This window comes from Brasilonema angustatum (assembly GCF_059505445.1).
In genome coordinates this window covers 23,216-41,987 of the sequence record NZ_JCACKO010000046.1, presented here as the reverse complement: position 1 = coordinate 41,987, position 18,772 = coordinate 23,216, and the positions used below count along the sequence as shown (strand labels likewise).

The window sequence follows — 18,772 nt, the reverse complement described above, 5'->3', positions numbered from 1 at the left end:
GGGAGCCAGTGCGTTGGGCGGCTCTGCCGACTTGTAGCACCTGGCGTGGGCTAGGAGGGATCGAGGTTTCAAGTTTTCAGTTTCTCCATGAAGCTGCGCTAAATAATTTCTTAGCCCCCCTTTTTAAGGGGGGTTGGGGGGATCTAATTTGTTGCATCTTCATATAGAACTGGTATTAGTACGAGTCATCTCTACATTTGAGCAAACCACCGTCGAATCAACTCTACTTGGAAGCGAAAGCCGTCCTCAACTTCTTCAATCAACTCGCGTTGCAACAACAGTTTAAAAGCGCTTTCCGATATATCAGGAAGTTGTTTTAATATAGTATTTTTACTAACTATTGCCCCTTCTCCTTGTGCCGCCAAATATTTCAGGATAGCTAATCCAACAGTATCTACTTGGTTATTTTGAATATCTGCAAAAAAGAAACCACCACTACTCAAAGCTTCTGGAACTGCAGCTTCCACGTCTGCTAAAATTGCCAGTCGGCGGACAGAAGTGTCTTGCTCATTTTTGAGGGCGACAATTTCACCACACAGCAGTTGTACTAGGAAAGGGTGACAACGGGTGAGTTGCAGTACTCGCTCAACAGCGTCTGGTTCATAGCGTAGGGTAAAATCTTTGATAGGGCGTTCAATGAGTTGACGGGCTTCGTCTTTCTTAAGGTAGCTGATATGCACGACTTGCACGTTGATGAGGTAGCTAGCCCAGCGCTGATATTCTTCTATAGTATGAGAACCTGCTAGTAGCACTTTGAAGCGAGGACGATGCTGTATGAGGTGACGCAGCATTCCCAGAACGTCTTGTTCATCAAAGCGTCCTTTGGTTATGGCGCTGTCTAACACCTCGAACTCGTCTAGGGAAAGCAGTGCTGTATTATCCTGTAACGCTTCTTCTACTTTATCTAACCATTCATCAAAGCAGGTGAAGGGGTCTTTTTCTAAATCTTCCCGTGTCAAGGATGGTAAAGTTAAGGCGCTTTGTTTTTTCGCTGAGTTTATCATACCTTTAGCAAGGTTGTAGAGAAAACCTGCATTGTTGCTTGCTGATGAGGGTGCGCTTTGCAAGTCAATAAATAAGGGGATAATGCTATTGGGTAGCAACTTTCCCAAATTGTTCAGCAGAGAAGTTTTGCCCATACGCCGTTGACCGTAGAGTAGCAAGGGTGGGCGGCGGCGGTCTAAAATTAATTGCTCAATGCGCGTACCGATGTCATCGCGTCCGGTGAAGATTTCTTGCTCTAGTGTGAGGGGAACGCCAATGATGTAGGGAGAATCAATTTCTTGACGGAGTTCGGTAGCTTTAGCGAGTTCCTCTACATAGTTAACTATTATTTCACGCCAACTTTGGGCGATGGGGTAGAAGCGGGGGGCGTATTTGTCGCTACTGCGAGTCAAGTTTTGCAACTGTGGTTCTAAACGCTCAATAACAGCCCTGAGTGCTAGACGCTGGTTGTAAGAACTTTGCTGTTTTAAAGCAGCGTCCACATCTTCACTGATGCGAGTGAAGATGTTTAGTAAGTCGCTGACTGGGCTTTGGAGTTCGCCATTTTCTAAACTGCGGTGAACGTTACGGATAGCTTCGACATCTGTACAGCGTTCTAATTTGTGTGCATCAAGTTCAATCTGCACAGCTTGAGCCGCCCAGCGCTGGCGACTGGTAGTTAGGTATTCTAGGGCAGCTTTTCCTTCAATTGGGTTACGTTCGATGACTAAAAGCAGGTGCTTGTCCAAGTTATATAAAGGTAGGCGCTGCCATTCATACCAAAAAGCAGAATGCCAACGCAATAAACTGGGTTTATTGTTTGTAAGTTGTTGCTCCAACCGATAAAGCCAGAGATTCCATACTGTTAACAAAGGAAAGAGTACTACACAAAGCCACAAGTTGATAGTTACTCCCACGCCAAACGCCACGACTGACGCTACGCTCGACGTCACGACCAACCCCACGACCAACCCCACGACCGACGTCACGCTCCACGTCACGACCAACCTCACGCTCCACGTCAACGCCACGCTCCACGCCACGCTAAACGCCACGCCCGACGCCACGCTCAACGCCACGCCCCACACCACGCCTGACGCCACGACCAACGCCACGCCGAACGCCACGCCCGACGCCACGCCCCACGCCACGCCCGACGCCACGCCGAACACCACGCCCGACGCCACGCCGAACGCCACGCCGCCCAACACCACGCCGAACGCCACGCCGAACGCCACGCCCCACGCCACGCCCCACGCCACCTCTTCTATTGGAAAACCCAATGCCCACAGCAGCAAGCCGAAAGTTAAATTAGCTAAAACAGGTAATATTATGTATGCCTGTAGCAGCAACCGCCAGACCGCAAATTGTCGCCATCGCCCTTGTCGAATAAAAAATAGCACAGGTAAATCAGTTTCTAGGTCAGGATGAATACGTTGGAGGTGATTACGGAAAGCTGTGGGACGAAAAAAAAGCCAGAACAACAGTTGCAGGCTACCCAGTATCAAGTTGGGGTGCTGCTGGGGTGCATCGGTGTAGATTTTGCTGTAGTCGATGGGAAGTGTCATGGGAGGTTGGGATTTTTTCAGGTTTCTCAGTCTAAGTCCACGCCCGCCAAGGAATAAATTCCCTGGCTGATAGCGAAAGTCCTCTCAAGAGGACTGAAAAAGTTAATTTTTTGATGGTTTCAGTCGGTTTGAACCGACTTGAGCTATTAGCCCGGAAATTGATTTCCGGGTGGGTGTGAGCGTATCCAATATAATCGGGGAAGTTAATTGTCATGGCATTTCTCTAAAAATATGGGTAAATGTTTACCTTTGCTCATCCAATTGCAAATCACACTGTTGAAAAACATAATTAACCGCAGCAAATAGCCGCTCTAAATCCTGAATTGTATAAAAAGTTTTATTTTGTGTAAAAATATCTAAATGTAGCTTGCCGAACTGCCATACTGCCCCATTAGAAACAATTCCAAAGATAGTTTGTTCTGGCTCATTATTCAGCCGCTGCACTGCCAACATTTCTGCCAAACACTGACCCCAGCCTTCAGTAAAATCGCTTTCTTTCTTTGCCTCAACTAAAACAAAATATGGCTTGTCAAAAACCACTGTTCCAAGGGGCGATCGCTTTGCCACTATGTAATCAGGAACCCCACACAATTTCTCATCATAAATCAATGTTTGATGACTCCAGAGAAGAAAGTTACTCCGGTAAGCTTTCCAAACTTCTTTCAAAATCGGATAAATGATATTTTCACAAATCGCAATTTCGGAATTATCAAAAACTCCTTCGTTGAAAATTAAATCTAATTCTTGACGAAAAGTATCACTGATTGAAAATTTTGTTTCAATAATAAAATTATCCCGCACATACTTAATTTGAAATTCTTTGGCAACAGCCCCAATACTCTTGTAGCTGCTAAAAGGCATTTTTTCACCTCTCCCTGTTTCATTCCAACAAATGAGCAAATGGTTCTATCTGTCGCAATCCCTCCTCACACCAGTCGTCAGTCTCCCCATCTTCTAAATTAAACAATCTTTCTCGACAAAGAATTTGCAGCAAAAGTGGTAAGCGTTGACTTTGTTGCAAAATCCACTCTACATCTTCCTTAGCGAAGGTAATAGGTGAACTAGCAATCAATTCCCGTGCTTCTGGCTCAGTCAGCGCTCCCAAAGTTGCGGTATAACCAAAAATATTAAAGAAAGGCGAACTATGCCCTGTATTGCGAGCAAGTTCAATCGGTGATTCGTGGGTAGCTAAGACAAACGCCAGATTTCCCCTTGTGTGGTTCGTCGCCAACGATCGCAAACACTCCCAAAACTCATCATCTAATTCTGGACAGCGTTGCAAGCCAACGCCAATTTCATCCAGTAAGATGACTGTGGGGGAATGTAGATTATCGCTGACTACATCCATAAAGTAATCCAAATTACAAGGCGTTGGCACTTTGAAACTCAGACATTCGAGGATATAGCTTAAAAGTCTTTCTCTACCAGCCATACGCGTATCTTGGAAGTCTACGAATATCCACTTATAATTCTCTGGATGCGGTAGCCAGTCGTACTTTTGACTGGAACGTAACTGTTCTGGTGGAGTGGTGGTGATGTTTTTCAGGTAGTGCAGCAGAGAAGTTTTGCCGATGCGCCGCTTACCGATAATTGCAGCGTTTTGCAAGGGATGGCGTTTGAGTAAGTCGAACAGGCGTTTGAGTTCTTTTTGTCGTCCGAAAAAGTGGCGAGGATGGGTGATGGGTGAACCAGTGATGAAAGGTGAGGTTACCTCAAAGGTTGTGCTTGAGTTGGGTTGAGTGTCTGATTCTTTAAATGCAATTTCTTGCCAGTCTAGCCCTAATTTCTGGCAAATTTCTACAAAATTCAGGTAGTCAACGGGTTTGCTACTAAGAAAGTTTTTGACGGTGGATAGAGATATCCTCAGATCATCAGCTAAAGCTTTCTGGCTGGGATAGCTGTTACGCTGGAGTGCTGATTTAACTTTTTGCAGGTACTCTTGGGCAACTTTAAGCGATCGCGCCATCACTTATCATTACAAAACTACTTTGAGTATATCAACCTCCAGTCAACGATAAGTCAGCCACAACTCAACGATTTCCCAACCAGGATGTCGTCTCCTGACAGATTTTAATGAAATTGTAGAGTGAACGGAGACGACAAATGTACGATCAGCAAATTCAAAGAATGATGTCTGAAGAACTCTTTAGTATTTATCGCCAGCAACGCCTGCAAGATCGTAAAGCATTTAATCTCGCTTACAGTTTAACAATTCTCGGTGCGATAATTGGTATTGCAAGTGTTGTACTACTATTGTTTGGAAAAGTTTCCGAAGGAGCATTTACTGCTACCGCAGGAGGTATGTATACATTTGTTAGTACCTCATGGCGGAAAATGACTAAAGATACTGATGACAGCTTGGAAAAGATTGCAAGGGCGCTAGAAGACAAGTTAACAAAAACGAACCGCCCTTCGGGGAAGACCTCCGGTCTCGCTGCGCTTTAGACCTTTGGGCGTGCGCTTTGCGCATACGCTAGTCCCCCAATCTCCTGCGGAGACGCTAGCCCCTAAGGGGGCGCTGCGCAAACGCTAACGTGACGGAAACCGCCAAGACGGAGGCTGGACTCACCAAGACGCCAAGAACGCCAAGAAATCTTAGCATCTCGGCGTCGTCTTGGCGTAAGGAAAATCTTCCTACACCGTACAATTCAACTCGACGGCTTTTCTGGAGAAACGGGCATTCTCCCGGTAGTCAACAGGACAATCTATCACTGCTGGGACATCCTGTGCCAAAGCCTCTTTCAGGATAGGAACAAAATCAGTAACCGATTCAACGCGGTAGCCTTTTAGACCCATACTTTCAGCAAATTTAACAAAATCAGGGTTGCCAAAATGTACAAAAGATGATCTGCCTTTGCCGAAGTAATTTTCTTGCTTCCACTCGACTAAGCCATAACCACCATCATTAAAGATGAGAGTAACAAAGGGTGTACCAACACGTAAAGCTGTTTCTAATTCCTGGCAATTCATCATAAAACCACCATCGCCTGTTGCAGCAATAACTTTGCGGTTGGGGTGCACGAGTTTTGCGGCTACAGCCCCAGGAATAGCAATACCCATTGCGGCAAAGCCATTGGATATAAGGCAAGTATTAGGACTATGGCAGTGATAATGGCGGGCAATCCACATTTTGTGTGCGCCAACGTCAGAGATGACGATATCTTCTGGTCCCATCACTTGTCGCAAGTCATAAATTAACTTTTGAGGCTTAATGGGAAACCCGTCATCATTGGCATACTCTTCGTAGTCAGCACGAATATTTGTTCGTAAACTGATAGCATGAGGATTAGGCTTACCTTCCCGGTCTGCGAACTTTAAGATTTCAAACAAAGAATCAGAAATATTGCCTACGACTTCAACATTAGGGATATAACTACTATCAATTTCTGCTGGGGTTGCGCCAACATGAATAATAGGAATTCTGCCATCGGGATTCCATTTTTTCGGGGAAAATTCAATCAAATCATAGCCAATGGCAATCACTAAATCTGTGCTATCAAAACCACAGGTAATGAAATCTCGCTGTTGCAATCCAACTGACCACAAAGCTAAGGAATGAGTGTAGGGAATCACACCTTTGCCCATGAAAGTGTTAACAACAGGAATATTCATCTGACTGGCAAATTGTGTGACGGCATCGCTTGCTTGGTCGCGAATTGCCCCGTTACCAACTAATATAATTGGGTTAACTGCTTGGGAAATTGCTGCGCCTGCTGCCCTAATACTTGCAAAAGAAGCGAAGGTTTTTTCAATATTATCCTTACGTAAGGGATAGCCTTCTGCAGGCATAGCGGCTATATTTTCTGGCAAATCAATGTGAACTGCGCCTGGTTTTTCACTTTGTGCCCGCTTAAATGCTTTGCGCACAAGTTCTGGTGTAATACTGGGGCGCACAATCTGTTTATTCCACTTTGTCACTGGGGCAAACATCGCCACCAAATCTAAATATTGATGGGATTCGATGTGCATTCTATCTGTGCCGACTTGTCCGGTAATTGCTACCAAAGGCGCACCATCAAGGTTAGCATCTGCTACCCCAGTCATCAAGTTTGTTGCCCCAGGGCCTAGAGTCGAAAGACAAACTCCTGCTTTTCCTGTCAGACGTCCGTAGACATCTGCCATGAATGCTGCACCTTGTTCGTGACGGGTAGTAATAAACTGAATGGAAGAATGTTTCAGCGCTTCTAAAACGTGTAGATTTTCTTCCCCAGGGAGTCCGAAAACGTATTGCACTCCTTCATTTTCCAAACACTGTACGAGTAATTCAGCTGTGTTCATGTCTCCTCTTATTGTTCCTCTGGGTTGATTGCACCTGATGTGGTTTGTTATTTCACCCACACAGTTTTCACATTGACGAACTCATGTATACCTTGGATACTCAGTTCCCTGCCATATCCAGAACGCTTGATCCCACCAAAGGGTAAGCGGGGATCGGACTTTACCATACCGTTGATAAATACCGAACCTGCTTCGATTTCTTCGATCAGGCGATCGCGTTCTTGGGAGTTGGTTGTCCAAGCACTCGCGCCTAAGCCAAATGGTGTGGCGTTTGCGATTTTTATCGCTGCGTCAATATCCGGTACACGAAATAACATCGCCACCGGACCAAAAAATTCTTCCTGCGCCACGGGATTATCTGGGGAAATATTCGTGAGAATGGTTGGTGGATAGAAGTTACCAGGACGATCTGATAAAGCATGTCCACCGGTTAAAACTTTTGCCCCATTCTTGACACCTGTTTGGACTTGCTGGTCTAAGTCTTTGATAATATCAGGAGTTGCCAATGGACCCAAGTCAGTTTCGCTTTCCATCGGATCACCAACTTTCAGCGCTTGAAATTTCTCTAGTAGTAGCTTTTCAAACTTGTCTGCTATTGTCTCAACAACTATAAAACGTTTTGCTGCAATACATGATTGTCCGTTATTTAACATTCGGGCTGTCGTTGCGGTGGCAACTGCTGCTTCCAGGTCTGCACTTTCCAATACAATAAATGGATCACTTCCTCCCAATTCTAGGACGGTTTTTTTAATTTGTTTTCCTGAGGCTGCGGCTAAACTTGCGCCTGCTGGTTCGCTTCCTGTCAATGTAGCTGCTTTCACTCGATCATCACTCATCAAGTCAGCAACTTTGGCAGCACCTATTAATAGAGTTTGAAATACGCCTTTTGGGAAACCTGCTCTTTGTATAATTTCTTCTATTGCTAAAGCACACTGCGGAACGTTGGAAGCGTGTTTGAGTAATCCTACATTTCCAGCCATCAGTGCAGGTGCAACAAATCGGAACACTTGCCAAAAAGGAAAATTCCACGGCATAACTGCGAGAATAATCCCTAGTGGTTGGTATTTTACAAAACTATGGCTTGCATCGGTTTTTACACTAACATCAGCTAGGAATTCAGCAGCGTGTTCAGCGTAGTAACGACAGACGTGGGCACATTTTTCTACTTCGGCGATCGCTGCTTTGAAAGGCTTGCCCATCTCCAGTGTCATAATCTTGCCAAAATCTGCTTTTTCTTGGTCTAAAATGTCAGCAGCTTTTTGCATCCAAACAGAACGTTCTTGAAAAGAAATTTTCTGGTACTTCTCAAAAGCCTGTTGTGCCAAATCTAGTTTCTCAGCAATTTCTGCATCGTTTAATGGCTCAAAAGTTTTCAGCAACTCTCCAGTTGCAGGATTAACTGTGGCGATAGCCATACCCTGACCTCCCCGTTAAAAATTTACCTAAGTTAGCATCCATACGTTGCAGACACCTTTTATGGAAGCTACATTTCAAATTGTAGTCTTTCAAAAAATGCTTACTTTACTTATATTAAAATTTGGCAATGAAAATTGAAACAAACTATACATATTTTTTATGTATTTATGCTTACAATCTCCCCTAAGCAAGTATGCATTTCACTGACCCTGGTTGATTTTAACAGGATGTGACACTGTGATGAAAAATAAATTTCAAATTTAATATTTTTTTTTAATTTTAATTGTGAAATTAGGTCTCAATAACTCTTAAATGTTAAATTATAACGTTAATCAGGCTCTTTTGGCAATTTTCCTCAAAAAAACTTTGATTAGTGCATCTTTGTTCGATAAATCTTGACTAGTCGATTAATACCTTTAAAGCGATAATCTCCCATTTCTAAGAAGCAGGAGGGTTGTGACAGTATTGTGTAAGTATCTTCACTGACAACACATTCACCTGGTGGGCAAATTGCTTCCATCCGTGCAGCCAGATTAATTGTGGCTCCTAATGCTGTATACTCAACCCTTTGAGAACTACCAACATCTCCAACCACAGCCTTCCCGCTGTTAATAGCAATTCGCAATTGTAGTGGTTCTGTCCAAAAATTTTTTGCATTAAGACGTTCCAGACGAGTTAACATACCCATAGCAGCAGTGACAGCGCGATCGGCATGATCCGGTTGTGGTTCCGGAGCACCAAAAAATGCCATAATACAATCGCCAATATACTTATCCAAAGTGCCACCGCCAGCAAACACTTCTTGCAACATCTCCTCAAATAAATTATTGAGCAAGTCGGCAATGTGAGTTGGCGTCAATCTTTCTGAAATTGCTGTAAAACCGACCAAATCAGCAAATAAGATACTAATTTCACTTTCTTGTGGAGGTAAACGTCCATTTGGCAATGCACCAACAGCGATCAACTGCTGTACAACTGCTGGTGAATGATAGCGTTCGAGTCTTCGGCGAATGAGTTCTTCGCTTTTGAGTTTCTCGGCCAACAGCCAACGTTGTACACTAGAAGCCACAAGGTTTGCTAAAGCAGAAAAAAAGCTCAGTTCTTCTTCACCTTCTTCTGCCCAATGGTGAGAAGACAAATGAGCATCAGCATAAAGAACACCAACAACCTTATTCTCATCCCATAAAGGCACTGCCATCGCACTACGAATACCTTTGACTAGAAGACTATTTTCTCCTGCAAACCTTTCATCGTTTTGAGCATCAGCAGTTTGAATGGCAACTTTTTCCTCGAAGACTTTTTGACATATACTACGACTAATCCAACTGCCATCAGTTGGCAGATATTCTTGGTAAGAAATATCTCTCGTAGCAGCGTTTAAGAGTTCTAGTTTGCCAGATCCACTAACATCAATTAATAATCCCAAACGGTCAATACTATTGAGGTAACGAAACACCACTTCCTGAACTTGAGAGAAAATTTCTTTTATTGAAGCTGCTGCAGATAGACTTTTGGCTATATTGACTAAGTCTTTCAGGCGGGCGATCGTTTTGTCTTTAATCCCAACATCACCACAGACATGATCAGCGAGAATCCATTGCTGTTGGAGTTGTTCAACGTTGCGAAGAATAGTTATTCCTGGCGAAACAACTCCCTGACTGAATATTGATGAGTCAACAGAACTCAACACGATTGTCAGACACACATCCCCAACCCAAATAATATCGCCGTCTTGCAACTGTTGAGGAGAACTAATCAGATGTTCGTTTAATTGAGTCCCGTTTTTGCTGCCCAAATCCTCAACAGTCCACGTATCGGAAGGAGTTTTCATAATGCGGGCATGGTAACGTGAAACTCCTCCGGAGAGTAAGTATAAATCACATTGTGGCAAACGACCGATAGTAAAAACATCTTGATGCACTGTGACCGTTTTTTCAGAATGATCCTCTTGTAGGCGCAGTTTCAGTTTAGTCATGATTTCTATAAAATCCATTCTGGACGCAGAGAATGCCATCATTGCTAAAGCAAAGGATATATTCAGGGTTCACCTTTCACTTTTTCAAAGATTGCACTCTCAATAGCATTCCAACGACCACAAATAGATTACCCAACGCATGAATTCCTCGCGACTATACTCAAAATCTCGCCCTACTCCTTATCCAGGTGGTAACTCTAAAGGAATTTCACCTAGCAAACCCTTACGAAAATCTGTTAGTAAGCTACGTGCAGTTTTTTCCACATCACCTTTATAGCGATACTCTGCTAAAGCAAACATATATTCATCTCCGGTTAGGGGAGTCGGGTCAAGTTTGTAACGTGATTCTAACGGATTTTCTGGTATAAAATCAGCAGTATTAACTCGGAGATTTTTCAAGATATCTACTAAAGTTGCTGCGACTATTTGATTGTCGTAAGATGCGTCACCGATATCGTCACAAATGGCTAACTTCAAAGCTGCTTCTTGATTTTCCAACTTAAGAGGAATAACACCAGGGGCATCCAGCAATTCCAATTCCTCAGAAATTCGCACCCAACGCAGTTGGCGAGTTACCCCAGGACGCGCTGCACTTTCCACCACTCGCCGTTTCAACAGACGGTTGATCAAAGCTGATTTACCAACATTGGGAAAGCCAATTACCACAGCACGGACTGGACGAGGTAACATTCCGCGACTGTTCCGACGTTCATTAATCGCAACTCCAGCTGCTTGTGCCGCTTTTAACACCGCACCCACCCCTTGACCTTGTTGAGCATTGGTAAAATAAGATATTTCTCCCTGACTCTTGAACCACTTTGTCCACACTTGCTGGACTTGAGGCAAAATCATATCAACTCGGTTTAATACTAATACCCGTGTTTTACCTGTCACCCATTCTCCGATTCGGGGATGGTGTGTTGCCAAAGGAATGCGGGCGTCGCGTACTTCCAGTACGACATCAACAAGCTTGAGATATTCTGTTAATTTTTTTTCAGCTTTAGCGATGTGTCCTGGGTACCATTGAATAAGATTTAATTTATAGTTTTGAGTTATTGACATTTATTCTTTTTCCTTGGTTTTTTGTCCTTTGTCCAATGACGAAAGACTGTTAATATTGCCTAGCAAACTGATGAAATGAAATCTGTAGGTTGTGTTAGCAAATTGTAACCCATCACTGAAGAAAACTGAATACAAGAATATTAAAATAGTGAACAGCTACCGACGCAGTTAAGAGGCGTATAGTGGACGATGCCCGACCCGCGACCAACGCATTCCACGATTTGGTAGACAGGTCTTTATCCAAGTGATGAAATTTATGACTGCTAACTGATAACTGATAAGTGTTAAAAACCACAGATGCATACAGATTAGCACAGATAAATCATCCGCGTACATTTGTGTTAGTGTATCGTTGGAATTTCATGACATTAACGTTTGTAAGAGCCTTATTATAAAATTTTAGGCATACAGTAGCAAAGGGCGTATCTACTTTGACTGATGTATAATTATTCTATTACCATCAGGATCATAAGCGTAAATTTCCCTACCATGAGAAGCAGTGATAATCTTTCCTGGTGGTGAATACCCCAGTATGGTCAGGTGAGCAATAACACTTTCTAAATCACTCACCTCTAAACACAAACTCACTTTACTTTTAGCTGAATGTTCAAATTCAGAAAAGTCAGTTTGTTTTGGTTGAAAAATACCTAATTTTAAACTAGGTAGTCGGAACTCAGCATAAATATTTGGGATATAGGTAGTTGGTTCTATACTGAGAAATTGGGTATAGAAATCAACTAAGTTTTCTATCTGAAAAGTTGCCAGAGCAATGAATGCATCAGTGTATTGAAAAGTCATCTCAAGCAGAAAGTAAAATCTTTATACTAAATTGCGTTCTAATGGAGAATTTAGTGTGGCTGAGATTGCTTCGCTTCACTCCGTTACGTATGCCCTATGGCTAACGCCACGGCTGCGCCTAACGGGCACGCTACGCTAACGCAATGACAGATTCGCTCTTTGAGTGCAACTTAGTATTATTCTGCTGTAGTAACTGCTGTGGCTGGTTTGTGTTGAATATCCCTGTCTGGATCACCCAACTCGCGCAAATTTGCTGCAAACTCTAGCAAAATACCGTCAGGATCAAAGAAATAAACAGAGGAAATAAATGTAGTTTCGTCAACTTCGGGAACCATACCAGAGGGAACATCTGCGTGGTGTAAAACAGGTGTTACTTCAACACCCTTAGCAATAAGTTTTTCTCGATACTCCTGAAGTTTTTCAAACGGAACATTGAACGCCAAATGGTTTAATGAAGCATGAGCGGTCATGAGATTACCACTTTGCAAAGCATCAGGTCTCACGGATGCTATACCAGGAGCGGCTTCTGGTGCTTGTGGAAACCAGAAAAAAGCGATCGCCTCTCCAGTGCCAATATCAAAGAAAAAGTGCTGTCCACCATTTGGGAAAGCTATAGTTTTTATTAACTTCATACCCAGTGTGTTGGTGTAAAAGTCCACAGTGCGTGCCATGTCTTTACACACTAAGGCAATATGATTTATTCCTTGTATTTGAAACTCGTTCATTGCTATCCCTTGTTTTTAGAAACGTTTATTCTCTCAAAACCAGTGTAGACATTGAACCGTTCCCCTCGCAAAAATCCAATGAGAGTAATCCCAAATTCTTTTGCTACAGACACTGCTAAACTACTAGGGGCTGAAACAGAACAAACAATGGGAACACCAGCAGCTGTAGACTTTTGCAAAATCTCAAAACTAGAGCGTCCGCTTACCATGACGATATGATCGCTTAATGGTAACTGCTGACTCAGCAATGCTGAACCTATTAATTTATCCAAAGCATTGTGACGCCCCACGTCTTCATGCAAATTCAGCAGCTGTCCTTGGGCATCAAACAAAGCCGCAGCGTGCAAACCTCCTGTAGCCTTAAATATACCTTGAGCCGCCCGCAGCTTATCTGGTAAATCATAAATCATCTCAGCAGTTACAATGGGTTGTGGAAGAATAACCGGACAACCTCGTAAACGCAAAGCCTCTAGACTTGCCTTACCACAAACTCCACAGGCACTTGTTGTATAAAAATGTCTTTCCAAAGGCTGTAAATCTGGATTCAAACCCTCTCGAAGGGTAACATTCACAATGTTGTAGCGTTGCTCAATATCTACAGATTTATCCACGCAGTAACTCATGCGTTGGATATCTTCTTTACAACTAATAACCCCCTCACTGTAAAGAAAACCAGCAGCCAGTTCAAAATCTGCCCCTGGTGTTCGCATGGTAACAGCTATTGTTTTTTCAGGAGAGACTAGGCGAATTTCCAAGGGTTCTTCTGTGGTTAGTTGGTCTTGTCGAGGGCGTCCTTGACCTTTTTCTACTACCCAGACAGTAGCTTTGCTTTTACTACCAGTTTGCGTTTTCATGCTTCCATCTCTCCATATGTACACAAAGTATCATTAATTCAAAGAAGAATTTAATATTGCTCTCCTGATTTAGAACAGTGTGTGGATGCGTTAGCAATCATTGCAGGTATGAAGGAGTGAGTGTGGAACAATATCACTTCGGTTGTCAGCTTTGAGCACACCAGTGTCAAGGTTAAACTCTTTTAAACCTTGTTTTAACCCAAAACTCTATTTTCTTAACCAAAAACTTTGATATTAAAACCTTAGACTCGTTAGGTTTTAAATATGCTACGAATCAAAGGTTATCTGTTGCTTCTATGCTTTTTCCTGGCATTATCTGTCTCAATAATCCTAGGAAGTATCAATTTTGCTGGTGCTATGAATCCCCCAAGTTCCAACTCGAACGTTTCCAAGCTCAATACTCTCAACGGACAAGTTCCCATAGTCATCGGTCACCGAGGAGGTGGAACTGGGTATCGTCCAGAACATACGGTGGGAGATTTTGGAGGTGACAAAATTGGTTCTCACAATCTAGGTATCCAATTCGGTGCAGACTACATCGAACCTGACTTAGTAGTGACCAAAGACGGAGTCCTCATTGTTCGCCACGAACCTCTGTTGGCAACAGTGAAGACTGATAACAATGGCAATATTACTTACGATAATAATGGTAAACCCATTATCCAAGAAGCCACAACAAACGTCGTCGATTTTCCAGAATTTGCTTCACGCCTGACTACAAAACTCCTTGATGGGAATCGTGTGACAGGCTGGTTCGCAGAAGATTTTACTTTAGCTGAGATTAAGACACTACGTGCGATCGAGCGTCTTCCCAATATTCGCCCTAATAATACCAAGTACAATGGTCTGTTCCAAATTCCTACTTTAGATGAAGTTATCAACCTCGCCAGAAAGCGCGAAGCAGAAACTGGTCGCAAAATTGGTATTTATCCCGAAACCAAGCACCCCACATACTTCGCTGAAGCTGGTAACTACCTGGATGGTACTCCTATCCATGTCAATACTTCACAACTGTTGATTGATAATCTGGTTGCCAACAACTATACCGATCCTGATCGCATTTTCATCCAATCCTTTGAGGTTTCTAATCTCAAAGACTTGAAAGAGAATATTATGCCGGCTGCTGGAGTCAATATTCCTCTGATTCAATTAATAGATAGCAGTGGCGCTCCCTATGACTTTGTTTACCACAACGTTGGGAAAACCTACGCCGATATTATTACCCCGAATGGCTTGACACAAATTAAGACTTATGCAGCAGGAATTGGTCCTGACAAGCGACTGATTGTACCCGCTTCTCCACGATTGGATAATAATGGTCAACCGATTGATATTAATGGAGATGGACAGATCAGCGATGCTGATAGATTCTTGCGACAGCCAACTTCCTTAGTTAGTGATGCCCACAAAGCGGGTTTACTATTGCATCCCTACACCTTCCGCAGCGATTCATATTTTCTGTCACCTGACTACCAAGGTGAACCGCTTCGTGAGTACGAGCAGTTCATCCAACTGGGGATAGATGGCTACTTTACTGACTTTGCCAATTATGGATACGCAGCGAAGCAAGAAGCAATACGTGGCTTACTGACCGAATTTTAGATTTTAAATTTTGAATTTTGGATTTAAAGGTTCAAAATCCAAAATTTAAAAAGGTGACTCGCCTGCCGAAGTTTCCAACGGCGCGCTTAACCCGCGCACGGAACTTCTCTGGGAATTTCTTCATAGAATAAATCTAAAATCCGGCAATTTTAGATTTGCGATTTTATATAGATTTTAGATTTTAACTAATTAACCCAATTCAAAATCTAAAATCTAAAATCCAAAATTGTCTGACTCACTAATCAACCTTTTCCAAACGCACCACAGTATTATAATCTGGCACTCCTTCACGCGATCGCTTACTTTTATCCAGCAACACATTCCCCTCAGGCCAATGTACCTGCAAATTTCCTGGTTTAATGGGTGCTGTGTAAACTTTTCCTTTTAAATTACCAAGCTCGTTTGTCAGAATAACTACATCGCCATCCTTCAATCCAAAGTGCTTTGCATCTACCTCATTGATCAAAACCGCCTCGCGTACTGCCCCTGTAATCGCATCCTTACGCTCTTGTACCATAGAATTAAACTGCTTACCTCGACGCGTAGCTACTAGGAAGCAACCTTCAGGTAATTCTCGCTCTCCACGAGACACCACCGCAAAATGAGCTTTACCATCAGCAGTTGGAAAATTCCAGCCAAAGCACAGATGTGAACCACTATACTGAAACTGGTCGCCTGCTTCCTTGAGGTGTTGAATTCCAGCGTATTGCAGGACAACTTGGGCAATTTCTTGACGAATAGCAGCAGTATCAGCGAAATGTAGAGACGTTGCATGCAACGTCTCTACACGCACCCGCCTTGCCAATTCCATAAACACTTCCCACTCTGAACGCGCCTCCCCAATACGGGGACCTGGAATTTCTGGGCTAAAAATGACTCGCCGTTCAGTGCTAGTTTCTGTGACTCCTCCTGGTATTTCGTAGCGAGTTGTTGCAGGTAACAGCACCACAGTATCTATTGGTTCCACAAGCATTTGGCTAGAAAGAACAATATCCATGTGTACTCGCATCGGTACTCGCTTCAAGGCATCTTCTACATAATCAGGTTCTGGCAAGACTTCTAGGAAATTCCCACCTACGGAGAACAACACGTCTAACTGTCCCTCAGATGCTGCATGAATCATTTCTGGAGCAATTAAACCTTTTGTAACTGGCACATCAAAGCCCCAGAGTTTGCTCAACTGAGCAGCATTTTCTGGGATAATAGGCTTACCACCTGGAAAGACTGTCGCGTAACATCCCATTTCTGCACCACCTTGTACCCCAGAGTGACCGCGAATGGGCATCAAACCGCAACCTTCGCGACCAACAAAACCTTTGGTAAGAGCCAAGTTAATAATAGCTCTGACATTGTCTTCGCCACACTCATGCTGGGTAATACCCATGCTCCAGACAAAGACAGCTTTATTTGCTTCTCCAACCATTTTGGCAAAAGCGTACATTTCATCGCGCTTCGCTCCTGAAAGCTGCTCTAACTCTTCCCAAGATTGAGTTTCAAGGAAAGCTTTAAGCTCATCAAATCCAGCAGTGTAGCGGTTGATAAACGACTCGTCTACCCAGCCGTTGGCAATCATATGCTTGATTGTCCCATTAAAAAATGCCATGTCCCCGCCCATGTTTACCAAAAAGAAATCTTCAGCAAACTTAGTACCAAACAAAGCACTTTCTGGAATTGAGGGAACCCAGTATCGCTCCATCCCTGGCTCGCGGTAGGTATTAATCACGACTATTCTTGTACCTGCCTTCTTGGCATTGTGCAGATACTTAACGGTGACTGGTTGATTATTGGCTACATTTGAACCAATGAAAACTAATAAATCTGTGCCAATCCAGTCTTTGTAAGAGCAGGTGGTTGCAGCAGCACCGATTGCACCTTTTAAACCAGCGGTACTAGGAGAATGACAGATACGGGCGGCGTTGTCAATGTTGTTGGTTCCCATCGCCCGCACAGCTTTTTGAGTGGCGTAGTATGTTTCGTTGACGGTGCCTCTGCTGGTAATATAAAAGCTTAAGCGGTCTGGCGTTGTGGCGTGAATGCGACTGGCGATCGCTTCCAATGCCTCATCCCAATTGACTCGGCGAAAGCCTTTTTCCCCACTCTGGCGGATCATTGGGTAAGGAAGCCGTCCCAACTCGCGTAGTTCAGCACTTTTTTTTGTCTGCAACGCAGAGACATCCGCCAAAATTGCAGGGTCAAAAGCTGGCATTGTGTTCATCTGCAAAAGCCGCAATCGGACATTGCAGACATGAATTCCATCAACTGTCCAATCTTTCATCCCGGTTGTCCCCAAAGCGCAACCATCACAAACACCCTTATTCAAGATGTTCCACGCATAAGGCAACTTGTGACGAGATAGCCAAATGGCACGAAAAACTTCCCAGTAGTTATTTGGATATTGCTCGCCAATACCAAAGGGCTTCCAACTTGCCCAATGTGAGGGTGTCCAATGCTTTTTGGGTTTAGGCAACATAATGAAGGAGCGCAGAAACTATTAGCTGAGTATGTACTCGTTGACGCACTTACTATTATATGTCTCTATTGTCAAGACCGATTATCAGATGCTTGACGAAGTACGAGCAAATGAAGCAAATATTTAACCAGCTTTTGACTTTACTCCTGATTTGTGACCAATACCTCTGAACCTACATCTAAACCAAACTCCAGTGGAATGGGTGAATCTGGTTCCTGCTTGCTGCGATTGATTTGAAAAGAGAGCGATCGCACCTGCTTAAGATCCAATTGAAAGCTATCTACAAGTCTGCCACGAATTTTTGGTTGAAACTCACTCAAAGGCAACTTCACTTTCGTCCAGTCTGTCCCAACAACAAACTCTTGCTCAAATGTGAGAGTTCCAGCGTCCTGCTGAGTTTGCTCGTCTTTGAGTGTTAGCGTGTAAACAACTCTGGCTTCTTTAGATTTAGCGTAGAATTCTATGTACTTGTATTGGCTCAAATCTTGGGATAAAGGTGTTTCTACAAACGCAAACCCGACAAGTCCCCCATTACCCTCAATCGCAGCCAGTGTACCCTGAAATTGTAATTCCTTTTGAGCTTTGAGCAATGTTGCAACGCTAGCACCAACTTGCGGTCTTTCAGTTTTATCAGTCTTGATCGACCAATCTGCCTCAATAGTTGAGACTGTCAGTCTGGGGTCTTCAAAATGATTAACTTCTGCGCTTGCCAAAGAAGAGTTCATTAGACAAAGGAGAATAGAGGCTACAACTAACTTTTTTATCATGTTAAGAATTATACAAGATTGCTACCACTTGTTCATAACATGGCGGCAAATCGTCTTGCCAAATCCCCAATGTCGTCCAAGCGAGCGATAAGCCGGAGGACTTCGGACGTTCGGTAAAGCTACTTCGACAGGTTTTACACTGAGTTTATCGAACTGCTCAGCACAAGTCAGTCGAACGCTTGACGCTTTGCGTATCGCGTTTCGCTACTCTACGGGAATCATTTCATAGCCGTGTTGTAATCGAGCTAAGCTCCCAGGAATAGGCGTTGAGCC

The 18,772-nt window shown here is 43.5% G+C and carries 14 protein-coding genes; 2 read left to right on the top strand and 12 right to left on the bottom strand.

Going from position 1 to position 18,772, the window contains the following annotated elements; genetic code table 11:
* Positions 1 to 191: 191 nt before the first annotated feature.
* From AC5JM2_RS10640 to AC5JM2_RS10630, 3 genes are all read right to left on the bottom strand, one after another.
* Complete coding sequence (locus AC5JM2_RS10640) at positions 192 to 2,552, bottom strand: AAA family ATPase (protein ID WP_495834856.1); 2,361 nt, start codon at positions 2,550 to 2,552, stop codon at positions 192 to 194.
* Between the two features lie 243 nt (positions 2,553 to 2,795).
* Positions 2,796 to 3,413 (bottom strand): hypothetical protein, encoded by a 618-nt coding sequence (locus AC5JM2_RS10635; protein WP_495834855.1) that lies wholly within the window; start codon positions 3,411 to 3,413, stop codon positions 2,796 to 2,798.
* Positions 3,414 to 3,432: 19 nt separating this feature from the next.
* On the bottom strand, positions 3,433 to 4,518 hold the full coding sequence (locus AC5JM2_RS10630; RefSeq protein ID WP_495834854.1) for an ATP-binding protein: 1,086 nt from the start codon (positions 4,516 to 4,518) through the stop codon (positions 3,433 to 3,435).
* 137 nt (positions 4,519 to 4,655) lie between these two features.
* Here AC5JM2_RS10630 and AC5JM2_RS10625 point away from each other — a divergent pair, with 137 nt between their 5' ends.
* Positions 4,656 to 4,997, top strand: a complete 342-nt coding sequence (locus tag AC5JM2_RS10625) for a TRADD-N-associated membrane domain-containing protein (protein WP_495834853.1) — start codon at positions 4,656 to 4,658, stop codon at positions 4,995 to 4,997.
* 189 nt (positions 4,998 to 5,186) lie between these two features.
* Here AC5JM2_RS10625 and AC5JM2_RS10620 read toward each other — a convergent pair whose 3' ends face one another.
* The 7 genes from AC5JM2_RS10620 to fdhD form a co-directional block, all read right to left on the bottom strand.
* The gene (locus AC5JM2_RS10620) at positions 5,187 to 6,830 is read right to left on the bottom strand and encodes an acetolactate synthase large subunit (protein WP_495834852.1); all 1,644 of its coding nucleotides are present in this window, start codon (positions 6,828 to 6,830) and stop codon (positions 5,187 to 5,189) included.
* 47 nt (positions 6,831 to 6,877) lie between these two features.
* Positions 6,878 to 8,245, bottom strand: a complete 1,368-nt coding sequence (locus tag AC5JM2_RS10615) for an NAD-dependent succinate-semialdehyde dehydrogenase (RefSeq protein WP_495834851.1) — start codon at positions 8,243 to 8,245, stop codon at positions 6,878 to 6,880.
* Positions 8,246 to 8,616: 371 nt separating this feature from the next.
* Positions 8,617 to 10,221, bottom strand: coding sequence for an adenylate/guanylate cyclase domain-containing protein (locus AC5JM2_RS10610; RefSeq protein ID WP_495834850.1), 1,605 nt, complete (start codon positions 10,219 to 10,221; stop codon positions 8,617 to 8,619).
* 180 nt (positions 10,222 to 10,401) lie between these two features.
* The gene (gene ylqF, locus AC5JM2_RS10605) at positions 10,402 to 11,283 is read right to left on the bottom strand and encodes a ribosome biogenesis GTPase YlqF (RefSeq protein WP_495834849.1); all 882 of its coding nucleotides are present in this window, start codon (positions 11,281 to 11,283) and stop codon (positions 10,402 to 10,404) included.
* 426 nt (positions 11,284 to 11,709) lie between these two features.
* Positions 11,710 to 12,081, bottom strand: coding sequence for a VOC family protein (locus AC5JM2_RS10600; protein WP_495834848.1), 372 nt, complete (start codon positions 12,079 to 12,081; stop codon positions 11,710 to 11,712).
* 176 nt (positions 12,082 to 12,257) lie between these two features.
* Positions 12,258 to 12,806: a VOC family protein gene (locus AC5JM2_RS10595; protein WP_495834847.1), complete on the bottom strand. Its 549-nt coding sequence runs from the start codon at positions 12,804 to 12,806 to the stop codon at positions 12,258 to 12,260.
* Positions 12,807 to 12,808: 2 nt separating this feature from the next.
* Positions 12,809 to 13,660: a formate dehydrogenase accessory sulfurtransferase FdhD gene (gene fdhD / locus AC5JM2_RS10590; RefSeq protein WP_495834846.1), complete on the bottom strand. Its 852-nt coding sequence runs from the start codon at positions 13,658 to 13,660 to the stop codon at positions 12,809 to 12,811.
* A 264-nt stretch (positions 13,661 to 13,924) separates the two neighbouring features.
* On the opposite strand from fdhD, the gene AC5JM2_RS10585 reads away from it, so the two are divergent.
* Complete coding sequence (locus tag AC5JM2_RS10585) at positions 13,925 to 15,262, top strand: glycerophosphodiester phosphodiesterase (protein WP_495834845.1); 1,338 nt, start codon at positions 13,925 to 13,927, stop codon at positions 15,260 to 15,262.
* A 238-nt stretch (positions 15,263 to 15,500) separates the two neighbouring features.
* Here the strand turns inward: AC5JM2_RS10585 and AC5JM2_RS10580 are convergent, their stop codons facing one another.
* Positions 15,501 to 17,732: an FdhF/YdeP family oxidoreductase gene (locus AC5JM2_RS10580; protein ID WP_495834844.1), complete on the bottom strand. Its 2,232-nt coding sequence runs from the start codon at positions 17,730 to 17,732 to the stop codon at positions 15,501 to 15,503.
* 140 nt (positions 17,733 to 17,872) lie between these two features.
* On the bottom strand, positions 17,873 to 18,457 hold the full coding sequence (locus AC5JM2_RS10575) for a CIA30 family protein (RefSeq protein WP_495834843.1): 585 nt from the start codon (positions 18,455 to 18,457) through the stop codon (positions 17,873 to 17,875).
* Between the last annotated feature and the right edge of the window lie 315 nt (positions 18,458 to 18,772).

Excerpts from the sequence above, each read along its gene's own strand:
- AC5JM2_RS10640 (WP_495834856.1), bottom strand. The coding sequence starts at position 2,552 with ATGACACTTCCCATCGACTACAGCAAAATCTACACCGATGCACCCCAG.
- AC5JM2_RS10635 (WP_495834855.1), bottom strand. The coding sequence starts at position 3,413 with ATGCCTTTTAGCAGCTACAAGAGTATTGGGGCTGTTGCCAAAGAATTT.
- AC5JM2_RS10630 (WP_495834854.1), bottom strand. The coding sequence starts at position 4,518 with ATGGCGCGATCGCTTAAAGTTGCCCAAGAGTACCTGCAAAAAGTTAAA.
- AC5JM2_RS10625 (WP_495834853.1), top strand. The coding sequence starts at position 4,656 with ATGTACGATCAGCAAATTCAAAGAATGATGTCTGAAGAACTCTTTAGT.
- AC5JM2_RS10620 (WP_495834852.1), bottom strand. The coding sequence starts at position 6,830 with ATGAACACAGCTGAATTACTCGTACAGTGTTTGGAAAATGAAGGAGTG.
- AC5JM2_RS10615 (WP_495834851.1), bottom strand. The coding sequence starts at position 8,245 with ATGGCTATCGCCACAGTTAATCCTGCAACTGGAGAGTTGCTGAAAACT.
- AC5JM2_RS10610 (WP_495834850.1), bottom strand. The coding sequence starts at position 10,221 with ATGACTAAACTGAAACTGCGCCTACAAGAGGATCATTCTGAAAAAACG.
- ylqF (WP_495834849.1), bottom strand. The coding sequence starts at position 11,283 with ATGTCAATAACTCAAAACTATAAATTAAATCTTATTCAATGGTACCCA.
- AC5JM2_RS10600 (WP_495834848.1), bottom strand. The coding sequence starts at position 12,081 with ATGACTTTTCAATACACTGATGCATTCATTGCTCTGGCAACTTTTCAG.
- AC5JM2_RS10595 (WP_495834847.1), bottom strand. The coding sequence starts at position 12,806 with ATGAACGAGTTTCAAATACAAGGAATAAATCATATTGCCTTAGTGTGT.
- fdhD (WP_495834846.1), bottom strand. The coding sequence starts at position 13,660 with ATGAAAACGCAAACTGGTAGTAAAAGCAAAGCTACTGTCTGGGTAGTA.
- AC5JM2_RS10585 (WP_495834845.1), top strand. The coding sequence starts at position 13,925 with ATGCTACGAATCAAAGGTTATCTGTTGCTTCTATGCTTTTTCCTGGCA.
- AC5JM2_RS10580 (WP_495834844.1), bottom strand. The coding sequence starts at position 17,732 with ATGTTGCCTAAACCCAAAAAGCATTGGACACCCTCACATTGGGCAAGT.
- AC5JM2_RS10575 (WP_495834843.1), bottom strand. The coding sequence starts at position 18,457 with ATGAACTCTTCTTTGGCAAGCGCAGAAGTTAATCATTTTGAAGACCCC.